At 45.2% G+C, this 13,027-nt stretch carries 13 protein-coding genes; 8 read left to right on the forward strand and 5 right to left on the reverse strand.

Annotation, left to right across the window (positions count from 1 at the left end):
• The first annotated feature begins 10 nt into the window (after nucleotides 1-10).
• The 3 genes from dnaG (at nucleotide 11) to ACSX1A_RS01125 (ending at nucleotide 4,729) form a co-directional block, all read left to right on the forward strand.
• Complete coding sequence (gene dnaG / locus ACSX1A_RS01115; RefSeq protein WP_439881761.1) at nucleotides 11-1,927, forward strand: DNA primase; 1,917 nt, start codon at nucleotides 11-13, stop codon at nucleotides 1,925-1,927.
• A 631-nt stretch (nucleotides 1,928-2,558) separates the two neighbouring features.
• Nucleotides 2,559-3,806, forward strand: coding sequence for a bifunctional 3,4-dihydroxy-2-butanone-4-phosphate synthase/GTP cyclohydrolase II (locus tag ACSX1A_RS01120; RefSeq protein ID WP_439881762.1), 1,248 nt, complete (start codon nucleotides 2,559-2,561; stop codon nucleotides 3,804-3,806).
• A 218-nt stretch (nucleotides 3,807-4,024) separates the two neighbouring features.
• On the forward strand, nucleotides 4,025-4,729 hold the full coding sequence (locus tag ACSX1A_RS01125; RefSeq protein WP_439881763.1) for a hypothetical protein: 705 nt from the start codon (nucleotides 4,025-4,027) through the stop codon (nucleotides 4,727-4,729).
• Here the strand turns inward: ACSX1A_RS01125 and ACSX1A_RS01130 are convergent.
• Nucleotides 4,710-5,480: an ABC transporter permease gene (locus tag ACSX1A_RS01130; protein ID WP_439881764.1), complete on the reverse strand. Its 771-nt coding sequence runs from the start codon at nucleotides 5,478-5,480 to the stop codon at nucleotides 4,710-4,712. The genes ACSX1A_RS01125 and ACSX1A_RS01130 overlap by 20 nt on opposite strands.
• A complete protein-coding gene (locus ACSX1A_RS01135; protein ID WP_439881765.1) occupies nucleotides 5,480-6,376 on the reverse strand; it encodes an ABC transporter ATP-binding protein in 897 nt (298 codons plus the stop codon). The genes ACSX1A_RS01130 and ACSX1A_RS01135 overlap by 1 nt, the downstream gene beginning before the upstream one ends.
• Before the next feature lie 135 nt (nucleotides 6,377-6,511).
• Between ACSX1A_RS01135 and ACSX1A_RS01140 the strand changes: the two genes are divergently transcribed.
• The 3 genes from ACSX1A_RS01140 to ACSX1A_RS01150 all read left to right on the forward strand — a co-directional run bounded on the left by ACSX1A_RS01140 (nucleotide 6,512) and on the right by ACSX1A_RS01150 (nucleotide 8,557).
• Complete coding sequence (locus ACSX1A_RS01140) at nucleotides 6,512-7,138, forward strand: DUF3267 domain-containing protein (protein WP_439881766.1); 627 nt, start codon at nucleotides 6,512-6,514, stop codon at nucleotides 7,136-7,138.
• A gap of 2 nt (nucleotides 7,139-7,140) precedes the next feature.
• Entirely contained in the window at nucleotides 7,141-7,770 is a 630-nt protein-coding gene (locus ACSX1A_RS01145) for an HAD family hydrolase (protein ID WP_439881767.1), read from the forward strand.
• Nucleotides 7,771-7,987: 217 nt separating this feature from the next.
• Nucleotides 7,988-8,557 (forward strand): hypothetical protein, encoded by a 570-nt coding sequence (locus ACSX1A_RS01150; protein ID WP_439881768.1) that lies wholly within the window; start codon nucleotides 7,988-7,990, stop codon nucleotides 8,555-8,557.
• Nucleotides 8,558-8,574: 17 nt separating this feature from the next.
• Here the strand turns inward: ACSX1A_RS01150 and ACSX1A_RS01155 are convergent, their stop codons facing one another.
• On the reverse strand, nucleotides 8,575-9,084 hold the full coding sequence (locus ACSX1A_RS01155) for a cupin domain-containing protein (RefSeq protein ID WP_439881769.1): 510 nt from the start codon (nucleotides 9,082-9,084) through the stop codon (nucleotides 8,575-8,577).
• Nucleotides 9,085-9,255: 171 nt separating this feature from the next.
• Here ACSX1A_RS01155 and ACSX1A_RS01160 point away from each other — a divergent pair, with 171 nt between their 5' ends.
• Entirely contained in the window at nucleotides 9,256-10,569 is a 1,314-nt protein-coding gene (locus tag ACSX1A_RS01160) for a hypothetical protein (protein WP_439881770.1), read from the forward strand.
• A gap of 27 nt (nucleotides 10,570-10,596) precedes the next feature.
• The gene (locus ACSX1A_RS01165; RefSeq protein ID WP_439881771.1) at nucleotides 10,597-11,385 is read left to right on the forward strand and encodes a PhzF family phenazine biosynthesis protein; all 789 of its coding nucleotides are present in this window, start codon (nucleotides 10,597-10,599) and stop codon (nucleotides 11,383-11,385) included.
• 38 nt (nucleotides 11,386-11,423) lie between these two features.
• Here the strand turns inward: ACSX1A_RS01165 and ACSX1A_RS01170 are convergent, their stop codons facing one another.
• Nucleotides 11,424-12,104, reverse strand: a complete 681-nt coding sequence (locus tag ACSX1A_RS01170) for a TetR/AcrR family transcriptional regulator (RefSeq protein WP_439881772.1) — start codon at nucleotides 12,102-12,104, stop codon at nucleotides 11,424-11,426.
• Nucleotides 12,079-12,750: a carbonic anhydrase family protein gene (locus ACSX1A_RS01175; protein WP_439881773.1), complete on the reverse strand. Its 672-nt coding sequence runs from the start codon at nucleotides 12,748-12,750 to the stop codon at nucleotides 12,079-12,081. The genes ACSX1A_RS01170 and ACSX1A_RS01175 overlap by 26 nt, the downstream gene beginning before the upstream one ends.
• Nucleotides 12,751-13,027: the final 277 nt, after the last annotated feature.

The raw sequence follows: 13,027 nt of genomic DNA on the forward strand, positions 1-13,027 counted from the left end.
ATTTTTACGCATGTCCCTAATTCCTAAAGAAACCGTTGACCAGATTATTGCCCAAGCTGATATTACAGAGGTGGTAGGCGATTTTGTGTCGTTGAAGAAGAAGGGGCAGAACATGTGGGCCTGTTGCCCTTTCCACCACGAAAAGTCACCTTCTTTCTCTGTTTCGCCGGCTAAGGGCATTTACAAATGCTTTGGTTGTGGCAAAGCGGGCAATTCAGTGCAGTTTATCATGGATGTGGAAGGCACCTCTTTCCCGGAGGCGTTAAAATACCTCGCTAAAAAATATGGGATAGAGGTTCCTGAAGATAACCCTGATCCGGAGTATGCCAGGGAGCAAAGTGAGCGCGATAGCCTTTTTATTGTATCAGACTTTGCCAGCAAGCATTTTCAGCACAACCTGCATCAGCATGATCAGGGAGGTATCGGGCAGTCGTACCTGAAACAACGGGGGCTTTCCGGTAATACGATCCGCAAGTTTGAACTAGGCTATAGCTTAGATGAATGGCAGGATTTAACGGATGCAGCTGTCAAGGCAGGTTACCAGCAGAAATACCTGGAGGCTGTGGGCCTTACCATAGCCCGGGAAGATGGCAAGACATACGACCGCTTCCGTGGCCGGGTAATGTTCCCGATACACAATGTTTCGGGTAGGGTAGTGGGTTTTGGTGCCCGAACACTGAAGTCTAACGATAAGAAGAGCCCCAAATACCTTAACTCACCAGAGTCGGAAATTTACCATAAAAGCAATGTGCTTTACGGTTTGTTTCAGGCGAAGCAGGCATTGCGCATGCAGGACATGTGCTACATGGTGGAAGGCTACCTGGATGTGCTCTCCCTGCACCAGGGAGGTATAGAGAACGTGGTGGCTTCGTCGGGAACATCGCTGACGGAGGGGCAGATCAAGCTGATTGCGCGCTATACACAAAATATTACAGTGTTGTATGATGGCGATGCGGCGGGCATAAAGGCCTCCTTGCGCGGCATCGACCTAATCCTGGAAAATGGGTTGAATGTAGACGTGGTTACTTTCCCGGAAGGAGAAGACCCGGATTCATATATTCAAAAGGTTGGCGATACAGCCTTTAAGGCTTACCTGAAAGAACACTCCCAGGATTTTATCTCTTTTAAAACAAGCTTGTACGCTGCTGAGGCGAAAGGAAATCCGGTCAAAAAAGCAGAGGCCATCAAAGAGATCGTTGCCTCTATCTCCAAAATTCCGGACTCCATCAAGCGCACGGTATTTTTTCGGAGCTGCAGCCTTATCTTCGATATTGATGAGCAGGTACTTATTTCAGAGTACAACAAAATACATCTCCAGGACCGCCAGCAGCAGCATAAATCTGGTAGTCCATCTCAAGATTATATACCTGCGGCGGTACAGGCTGAGCCAGAGAAGCCTGTTTCTGATGCAGATGTGCTGGTAAGGTATGAGCGTGAGATCGTACGGATGCTGTTGAATTACCCGAATAGTTTGCTGGAAGAAGGCATGACCACCTGCCAATACATGCTGGAGCAGCTGGAAGACGTAGAATTCCGCACCCCGCTTTATGCCCGGTTAATGGAGCTGATCAAAGAAAAGCTTTGTGACGGAGCCGTGCCTTCTGCTGAAGATTTTATAAATTATCCTGACCAGGAAATACGAACCGAGGCCACCAATTTGCTATCCGACCCCTATGAGTTGAGCCATAACTGGGAAACCCACAGCATTTTTGTGCCAACGGAGCAGGACCTGTTGCCCTACGGGGCTGAACGAGCTGTGCTGCGACTAAAGTGGCGCAATGTAGAGCTGCTGCTAAAGACAGAGATGGAAAAGCTTCGTATCGTAACAGACCCACAGGAGCAGGACCGCCAACTTAATAATATCCTCCTGCTTAAAACCCTTCATAGCCAGTTAGGCGATATGCTGGGTATTGTCGTGAACAGGTAATTATTTCCGCCCTGATTCACCTGGCCAGTACCTTTGCTAGGTGAGTGCGTTCTGCTACTGCTGTTGCTCAGGTAGTAGCGCTGTTGACTAAGGCATTGGAGTGTACCCACCCCTAGCCCCTCCGAGGAGGGGAATTAAACTTGTTTCATAGCAAAGGCTGCAGCGACCGAACTGATCCCAGTCTTGGCGTTGAGCGCCTCGAGAGTTTCCGGTGACGAGCGGGAGCGAGGCAGCCCGAGGCACGAGGGCAGGAAATGAAAGCTGCGCGATGCGGCAAGACGAGGCCTCCCGGCCAGGAGGGCACCAAAGCTGGAAATGAAAAAGGACAAACGTAAGACTGCGGATCAGCAACAACTAGAAAGAATAGCAGGGTTTTCAATAATTATATGAAAACTGCTCCTTATGTCAAGATAATTGTCTGGCAAGTGAGACATGAACAGTAGCTATTTTAAAAAAGATAAAGGATAGAACCCTATAATCCTATCTTCATTACTAAATCAACTAAAACTACTTCAAAAGTGTTATCCAAATAAAAACGGGATTGCGGTTTAAACTTTTTACTTTTGTACCGCTTTACTAAAAGATAACAGCCTGCATGGCATTGGTGCACAGCAGGCACAAACCAAATAGTATGGAAACCAATAATAGTGGTGAAATCAGACCATTGGATTCAATAGAGTCTGCTATTGAAGATATACGTCAGGGAAAGGTTGTTATTGTCGTGGATGACGATGACCGTGAGAACGAAGGCGACTTTGTATGCGCTGCAGAAATGATCACCCCGGAGATCGTAAACTTTATGGCGACGCATGGCCGCGGACTAATTTGTGCGCCGCTTACTGAGGAGCGCTGCGATGAACTGGGCCTTGAGCTGATGGTAGGGCGAAACACCGCCTTGCATGCGACACCTTTTACTGTGTCAGTGGACTTGATTGGTCACGGATGCACAACAGGTATTTCGGCTTCAGATCGTGCCAAAACGATCAAAGCACTGGTCGATCCGGAAACAGATCCTCATTCGCTTGGTAAACCAGGACACATTTTCCCGCTTAAAGCTAAAAAAGAAGGTGTTCTTCGTCGTGCTGGACACACAGAGGCTGTGGTGGATCTTGCCCGTTTGGCTGGCCTGGCACCTGCCGGCGTGTTAGTCGAGATCATGAACGAAGACGGTACTATGGCCCGGCTCCCGGATCTGGTAAAGGTAGCGGAGCGTTTTGATCTTAAACTTATCTCTATAAAAGACCTGATCGCTTACCGACTTAAGAAGGAAAGCCTGATCGAGCGGGAGATAGCAGTGCAACTGCCAACAGATTTCGGTGATTTTGACCTTTACGCCTTTACACAGCGTAGCAATGGTGCCAAGCATTTAGCCTTAGTGAAAGGAACCTGGCAGGAAGATGAACCTGTAATGGTGCGGGTACACTCCTCCTGCGTGACAGGTGATATCTTCGGATCCTGCCGCTGCGACTGTGGTCCGCAATTGCATGAAGCAATGCGCATGATCGAGAAAGAAGGTAAGGGCGTTGTAGTATACATGAACCAGGAAGGCCGTGGCATCGGGCTAGTAAACAAGTTGAAAGCGTATAAGCTGCAGGAGCAAGGGCTGGATACAGTTGAAGCAAACCTGGAACTTGGTTTTGGTATGGATGATCGTGACTATGGTGTTGGAGCACAAATTCTACGGGATCTGGGTGTGACAAAAATGAAGCTGATCTCTAATAACCCTAAAAAGCGTACCGGCCTGATCGGGTATGGCCTTGAGGTTGTAGAACAGGTCCCTATCGAGATCAAACCAAACGAGCATAATCAAAAGTACCTGACTACGAAACGCGATAAGTTGGGGCACGAAATCTTAAAAAGTGCTACAATAGATAAGTAAAAAGTATTATCAAAATTGTGCAATTAAAAAACCCATCTATTGGGCCTTCTAGGCACTACAGATGGGTTTTTTAGTATACCCCTGATTAGTATGAGGCAATCGGACAACTTTTTACTCTAAAAACCAATACAAAAGTATATAACTACTTGTAAGATAGAGGTTTTAAATGGGAGGAAGGTGTAAGAGTGATTGGATAAACCATTAAACAGATAAATACTATGAAGAAGAAGCTTACGAACCTGACGATTGGATTACTAACGATGATATGTGCAGGGTTCTGGCCAAGTATAACTATAGCACAATACAGACCAGCAATTGATATCCAGGAATGGCCAAAAGGTAAAGTCGTATTGACCTCCGGAGACACCATATATGGAGCACTCACCTACCACAGAACCCAGGAGATCATAAATGTGCAGCACAGCGATGGCTCAATCAGTTCGCTCTCACCGGTTAATGTAGAATATTTTGTAGCCCAGGAAATGCCTAGCGGCCGCTCCCATATTTTTAGAACCCTGCGTTGGGACATGGGTCGTGAATACACCGAGTTTAAAAAACCTACTTTTTTCGAAGAGTTGAATAGGGGGCCACTTACCCTGGTAATGCGGGAAACGTACATCAGGCGCGATGCGAATAACAGCAGAGGACTGGCAGGGAATTATTTATACGACCCATCTTTCTACAATACCAACAGCCAGTGGATGGAACAGGTAAAAGAGTTATACTATGTCCTTTTGCCCGATGGTAATGTGATATCACTGCGAAATGTAAGGAAAGACCTGCACATACTTTTCGGGAACAGGTCAAAAGAAGTAAAGTCTTATGTAAGGCAGAAAAAGCTGGATTATGACAAACCGCATGAGTTAGTGGCAATCGTAAATTACTTTAACACCTTATCCCTGGCTACAAGTCGCGCATTTTAAGCGTGAGGTAAGAAAGCATTCCTAAAATTCCGATGTAGACCAGTGCAAGCAATGCCGCCCACTGTGGCGTTAACAGTTCAGTTGGGGTGGTGAGTTGATCCAGTAGCTCCTGGCCCGGCATAGGGGTCAGGCTTTTAAAAACTTTTATGGGCATGTACTTATCCACCTCATCCGGAAGGCGGAAGTGGATAAGTGGCTCAATGATCTGCGCATAAGCAATAAAGGCAATAATGGCTAAGCCGCTTTTACGGATCAGGAAGGCAAAAAGCATGGCTAATACCATATAGCCTACTGCCTGTACAAAGTAGTACGACAAGAAGTCAATTTTGCCAAAAACAGCTTCTGTAGAGTGATCAGGACTGTAGATCAAGCCAAAGTATAAACCAAGCGCAAGTAAGAAGAGAGTACCCAAGGTGGCCAGGGCCAGGATCACGTAAAACTTAGCCAATACTAGCTGCGCTCTCGATAAACCATCTATTACTTGTTGCCGGAATGTGCGGAAAGTGTACTCATCCGTTATCAACACAATGATCAGGATACCAAACAGCAGGTTGAAAAAACTAGCGATGTAAGCTAAGGATTGCCAGAAGTTGGGCAACTTGTACATCTCATTCCCCATTTCGCGGCCATTGATCGTTACGTTGCTGCTGGCAAAGAGTATGAGCAGCATGAGTGCAGCGAAAATGGCAAGTATGATCCAAACCGTTTTATAAGGCAGGATCTTATGTAGTTCCAGGCGGAGTAGGTTCATTATGCTTCGCTTTTTATAATTTCAAGAAACTGAGCTTCCAGCGTTTTACGGCGCACCACCAGTTGCGACAGCACAATGCCTGCCTCAAACATAGCTCTGTTCACATCGGCGCCTTCATACCCCTCTTGTAGCGTTAAATGTATTGTATCGCGCTCTGGCTGAAAAGACTCTACAAAAGGCAGCTGCTGCAATAGCTGGAGGGCTTCAGTGTTTTGCCTGGTGCTGATGATCACCTGGTCTTTTGCTGAAAGTATAGTGTCAACGCGTCCTTCGGCACGCAGGAGGCCGCGTTGTAGCACAGCCACATGCGTGCAAACCTTTTCAACCTCATCTAATAAATGGCTTGCCAGTATGATGGTTTTACCGTCAGCGGCTATTTTAAGAATCAGTTCCCGCACTTCGGCTATACCCTGCGGGTCCAGGCCATTAGTAGGCTCATCCAGCACCAGTACCTCGGGGTTGTGCAACATGGCAGCCGCAATTGCCAGTCTTTGCTTCATCCCTAAAGAAAAGCCTTTGAAAGTAGTATGTTTCCGGTGGTCTAACCCAACCAGGTGTAACACGTGCCCGATATCCTTTTGATCAGCTCCTTTAATGTCAGCGGTTATCTGAAGATTTTTCCGAGCCGTAAGGTATGGGTAGAAATTCGGGGTCTCAAGCAAAGCACCTATGCGGCGCTTGGTCTCGTGGGTAATGGACTGGCCAAACCAGGAGAAAGTTCCGGAAGAAGGTTTTACCACGTCCAGCACCATTCCAAGCGTAGTAGTTTTTCCACTGCCATTGGGGCCAAGTATTCCGTAAATACTTCCTTGTTCCACGCGTAAGGACAATCTATCTACAGCCTGAATGTTGCCGTAGCGCTTGGAGAGGTTATTTATTTCCAGGATTTCTGCCACAGATAATGTTTTAGAGAGGAACAATTACTGATCTGTATAAACAAATATAGGATTTTGTACTTGTATAACAAGCACTAAGCTTATAGCTGAAGAAGGTTTAGCCGGAGCAACAAATACTTTTTATGTTAACGGTTAATGGGTAATTTGCAGGAGTTAATGGAGGAACGCGATTTAGAATTATTGCCTGGCAAGTACCACAGAGTTGAACGTACCATGAGTGCTGCGCGGGCTAATGTGTGTGCGCTTTCCTTTATGCTTCCACTTCTGCTGCTTTACATCCCGCTTTATATCCTCATCTGGCCAGACCAGTTTAGCCTGTACCATCTGAAGCAGATGCTTGCTGCTTATAAAGTATGGATTTTTATATCGCCAGTCCTGCTGCTCATTGTTTTTATATTCGGCGCTATGCTACACGAAATGCTGCATGGTTTTACATGGGCATTGTTCTGCAAAAATGGGCTTAAGTCGATCAAGTATGGCGTGTATTGGTCATTGCTAACACCTTACTGCCACTGCAAAGAGGTGCTGCCTTTATGGGCGTATGCTTTGGGTGGCATTATGCCGGGGCTAGTAATGGGACTTTTGCCTGCATTGATAGGTTTGCTGTTGGGTAAAATACTGATCTTTCTTTTTGGGGTGTTCTTTTCGATGGCAGCCAGCGGCGACCTGTTGGTGCTCTGGATGCTGCGCCATCAGAAAAAAGATGACTTGGTGCAGGATCATCCGGAGAAGATTGGTTGTTATGTGCTTGTGAAAAACTGATAATGAAAGATAAATTCGATAGTATAATATTTGATCTTGACGGTACCCTCTGGGATTCTACCGCCACTATTGCTACTGCCTGGCAAGCCGCCATCAATCAGCTTGATTTTGTTCACAGAACGATTACAGCAGAAGATGTCAGGGCAATTGCCGGCATGCAGTATGATGCCATCTACCACAAACTTTTCCCGGAGCTTGCAGGCGAGGAACGGGAGCAGTTGCAACGCCTTTGTGCAAAGCTAGAACTGGAGATGCTGCACGAGAAGGGTGGTGAGTTATATCCTGAGCTTGCAGAAACTCTGGAATACCTGCAGGAGCGGTATACATTAGCTATAGTCAGCAACTGCCAGAGCGGTTACATCGAAGCATTTCTGGAACACTACAGTTTGCGATCCTATTTCGCAGACCATGAATGCTATGGCAGCAGAGGCTTTCCAAAGGCAGATAACATCCTGGAGGTTGTCAAGCGCAATCAGATGAAAACCCCTGTTTACATTGGTGATACAACTGGTGATTATGAGTCAAGCCAAAAAGCAGAAGTGCCCTTTATACTTGCAGCTTATGGCTTTGGTACTGTTGCTGCAGACGTTACTAGGATAGCTAAACTCTCCGACCTCACAGATTTGTTATAAACCCCTGCAAAGCATCTGTTATAGCTTTCCCGTTTATTTGCCTTCACTTGCTGTTGTGTTTTCAAGAGCTTGGGAAGAGGATCCCTGTAGAGGAAGTTTATCCTTGCGCTACTACCTTATTCTATAATATATATTATTCAAGATACTAAAGCGCTAATTATCCAGTTATACCATTACCTCTTTATAATGTAATTTTTAATACTTATAATTTAATTGTATGACTAGGTTCTGGCTAATAATAATATGTTTAGGGTTTACCATTTCAGCTGCCTACTCACAGGCTAAGGCGTTAGATAACATTACTTTAAAAGCGGGTGTTGGTCCGATCCTACTTATTGCTAATGAAAATACATGGCGGCAAAATGTAATGGTTGGGGCTGTAGAAGGGGAGTTGACCAAAACGCTTCATCGTGTTATTAGTGTTTCAGGAGTGCTTGATCTGGGCCATGGAAAAAGGACCAGTATGGTGAGCAGCGATGTAGACTACCATGCATTTATGACTCAAATAAGCGGAAATGTGTTTGTTTCTCCGTTTGGTAATGACAGGCGCTATAACTTAAAGATTGGTACCGGGGCAGCCTTAATGTTTATGGCAGACAAATTTACCGGTGAAAACCTGGAGAACAGAGATGCAAATAAAATACTTACACCTGGTGTAAATCTTATTTTGGCTAATGAATTTGCAGTAAGTGAAAGGTCTTTAATTGGACTCAAGACAATAGTACAAGGGTTTTCGAGTGGAGATTTCACTGGAGGGGTGCTGTTTACATATGGCATTCGCCTTTAGCCAGGTATCAAGCCGGATCAATTCCAATGCTGCATCAAAGGACCACCTGACCCAAAAACAGGATCTGCAGCAGGTAAGGGGACACGTTCTATGTTCTTCTGCTTATCTATCATACGGTCAGTTTCAGTGCAAATGTCATAGTTCTCCTGCCCTGCAGGGTATGCACCTACCACACTAAAATCCTGACTGGCACTTTTACGGCAATGTCCAGTGCCTGCAGGTAGCACCAGCATATCTCCAGCCTGTACTTTCACCACTTCACCTCCTGGTCCACCCAGTGCGAGTTCAGCTTCTCCTGAGGCTACACCTAATACCTCATGCGATCTGCTGTGGTAGTGATGGTAATTAAATACGCCGTTCACCCAACTGCCGCCCCAGTCATTCTGCTTAAAAGATGATTTAAACTGGTTCTCTAAATTACTTTTATCAGAAAAAACCTCCTTGTAGAGCAGCACAGGCAATCTTTTGTTATTGGGAATATTGCCATGAGGCTGTAAACGGATAGGAGTGACGTCTGGTAGTTCCATGTTTTTTCTTGTATCCGTTTTTATACAGGAGGAGGGAGGTATTGGTTTAGCTGCCCTTCAGGATCAATGTTAAATAAGTACAGAATACATAGAAGTTAACCTATACTGCTTTTGTTCCTCATAAAGTAAACTTAACTTGTGTGGCTAAACTATACAGATACACTTAACTCTATGAAAAAATACCTGCTGCTTATGCTTGTGGTTTCCTGCTGCTGGGCCTGCACTTCTACCAAAACAGAGGATACAGCGCAAGCAAATGCCTCCATGAATGAACTGGCTGAACGATATGTGAAAACACTACTGAAACTTGGCCAGTACGATAGCGACATTGTGGACGCTTATTACGGACCCGAAGAGTGGAAGCCTGTTGCACCTGCCGAAGACACCCTGCCAGCTGAAGAATTTCTGAAGGAGTTTATGCAGATACAGCAGCAGTTGATGGCGCAGAATCCCGAAAGTATGACAGCGGATGAGCAGCGTAGACGACTAATGTTCCGGAAGCAAGTGTTGGCTGCTATTACCAAAGTAGAGATGATGCAAGGCAAGAAGCTGGATTTTGATGAGGAAGCAAAGCTGCTTTATGATGCCGAGCCGCCACATTTTGAACTGGCTCATTTTGATTCTATCCTGAGTGCTATCGATCAGCAATTGCCAGGCAAGGGAAGTATAGCAGAACGTTGGGATACATACCGTGAAAAATTTGAGATACCAAAAGCAAAACTTGACACGGTGTTTAAAGCGGCCATTGCTGAGGCGCGTAAAAGGACAAAGGCGCACTATAAGCTGCCGGAGCAGGAGAACTTTAAGATGGAGTTCGTGACCGATAAAGCATGGTCTGGTTACAACTATTACAAAGGGAATGGCTACAGCCTTATCCAGATTAATACAGATTTTCCTATTTACATTGAGCGTGCCATAGACCTGGCCTCACATGAGGGGTACCCGGGGCACCATGTATTTAACGCTTTACTAGAGCAAAACCTCGTTAATAAGAAAGGTTGGAAGGAGTATTCCATCTATCCTCTTTTCAGTCCGCAATCCTTAATAGCCGAAGGAAGCGCAAACTATGGCATCGACGTCGCCTTTCCGGCAGGTGAACGGCTTGCATTTGAGAAAAGCGTTTTATTCCCGCTTGCCGGGTTAGATACGTCGGAGGCGGAACGGTATGACGCTATACTTAAGAAGATCGGGCAGCTTGATTTTGCAGGAAATGAAATTGCACGCCTGTACCTGAACGGTGAGATCAGCAGAGAAAAAGCAGCTGATATGCTTGTAAAGTATAACCTGTACAAAAAAGACAAAGCCTTACAGCGTACCCGCTTTATGGATAAGTACCGTAGCTACGTGATCAACTATAACCTGGGTAAAGACCTGGTAAAGCACTATGTAGAAGCGAACGGTGGTACCGATGATCATCCGGAAAAGCGCTGGGAGGTATTCAGAGACTTACTTTCCAATCCTAACACGGCTTCGATGCTGAAGTAACAGTTTTAAAAAATTAACCGGGATATTATGAAGAAAATAAAACTATACCAGGTAGATGCTTTTACAGCAAAAGTGTTTGGCGGAAATCCTGCCGCCGTTTGCGTGCTCGAAGATTGGCTGGAGGATAAAACGATGCAGCAAATAGCGGCCGAAAACAACCTGGCTGAAACAGCTTTTGTGGTAAGTAAGGGCTCGGACTATGAGCTGAGGTGGTTTACACCAACTGTGGAAGTAGACCTGTGTGGCCATGCTACGCTTGCTGCTGCCCACGTGCTTTTTCATCACTATAACCATCCTGAAAAAAAGATAAACTTCCATTCACCAAGAAGCGGTTTACTGACTGTTGAGCAAGCAGAAAGCGAATTAACGCTTAACTTTCCGGTGGATACAATAACGAGAACAGAGACCCCGCCAGCGCTGGTAAAGGCCTTTGGTAAAGCCCCTTTAGAAGCTTACAAAGGTAAAACAGACTACCTTCTGCTCTACGATTCACAGCAAGAGATCGAATCATTTGACCCTGACATCAACCTGGTAAACTCAGTTGAGGCCAGGGGAGTGATCGTTTCGGCAAAAGGCAAAGAGGTCGACTTTGTGTCCAGGTTCTTCGCTCCACAGGTTGGTATAACAGAAGACCCCGTAACAGGCTCTGCGCATACTACGCTAACCCCTGTCTGGGCCGAAAAGCTGGGCAAAAAAGTACTGACAGCAAAGCAACTTTCGGAACGTGAAGGCGACCTGAAATGTGAACTGGCTGGTGAAAGAGTAAAGATCACGGGGAAAGCCGTAACATACCTGACCGGAGAGATTCAGGTATAAAAAAAGAGGGGCCACTTTAAAAGTTGGCCCCTCTTTTTTTACTTTCCTATTGCTTTAAACACTAGGTCAGTCAGAAACTCTTCCAGGTGATTCTCCTGGCCATTGTTAATATTGGTGAGCGATGGCAGGTGCTTAGAAAAGAAGATCTGGTAATGTGCGCTTTCAGCTATTGTAGACACAAGTGAATCCGGGTAACTATATTCTGGGTTGATCTCCTGGATGATGTTAGAAATCCGTTTGCACAGGCGCTTGTAACTGAAAAAGAACCCCTCCTTATTATCAGCGTCCACTTCTTTGGTCAGGTAAGCCTTGGCTGATTCAGCCACCACAATACGCTGTAGTACCACTTCACTGATATGAGCAAAATCCATGTCGTTCTCAACTTTGCCAGATAAAATCTTAATAGCAATTTTCAAACGATCCTCAGCTGAACTGATATTACTGGTAGCAAAGACCAGGCGGTACTCCAGCCAGTTCCAATACCACGAGATGAGGTAGACAAGTAACATGTGCTTGCTCTCGAAATACCTGTAGATAGTAGCTTCAGTGGTGCCAACTTTATCGGCAAGTTTTTTAAAAGTAAACGACTCCAGGCCCAGTTCATCTATCAGAAGAATGCTGTTTTCAATTATCTGCTGGCCTTTTTTTGAACTTTCAGGGTCTTTTAAGTATACTCTTTCATCAACTGTGATCTTAATGTTTGCCAGCAAGTTCTTCATTTATATTTCTTTTCAATTGATTGGGGTGTTCATAAAACTCTACTGCTCCAGTTTCGACGTTATACATACCTCCAATTATACCAATTTCACCGTTTTTGATCATGTCACTTATAATGGTGCTCTCTTCCTGAATTTCATCCATCATCCTGTGGACATTCTTTTCAGCTACCATTTCCACAAACTCACTGTTTACTGAGCTTTTGTCTCCGGTGTAGTGTACTGCTTCAACAGCCGGACTTATCTTTTTCACAAGACCCGTCAGGTTACCCATTTCAACGTGATCACAGGCCCCTTTGATGGCGCCACAATTGGAGTGGCCAAGTACAACAATTAGCTTTGAGCCGGCAATTTTACAGGCAAACTCCATACTTCCCAGTATATCGGGGTTTACAATATTTCCAGCAATCCGGGCGCTAAAGATATCTCCAAGACCTTGGTCAAAGATCAGTTCGGCGGATGTTCTGGAGTCTATGCAGCTAAGTATGATCGCGAATGGATGTTGGCTTTCAGAGGTCTCATTAACCTGCTGAAGCAGGTTACGGTTAGCTTTCAGGTTGTTCACAAACCTTTTATTACCTTCCATCAAGATCTCCTTCGCTTTTTGAGGTGTAAGTTGAGCCTGTGTTTCTTTGGTGTGGGTTCTCATAATTTTTACTCTTAATATCTTTCAGAAAACAAACGTTGCAGTACTATAATAGCATACAAAGCTAGTAATTATAATGTAAAACAATAGCAATACTATTATTATATGCAGTAACGCTTGAATTTTGTTTTTTGTTCACATCCTGATGCTGTCAGGTTTTAGGCTTTCTGTCAAGGTCAATCGTCAGGGCAATAAAAGACGAGGGTTAGTCCTGCCTGCTTATATGTTGAGAGACAGATCAGTAAGGTGCTTTTAAATAAACGTACCTGGCGCTCTCTAT

The sequence above is a fragment of the Pontibacter sp. MBLB2868 genome (assembly GCF_051904785.1).
Taxonomy (GTDB): domain Bacteria; phylum Bacteroidota; class Bacteroidia; order Cytophagales; family Hymenobacteraceae; genus Pontibacter.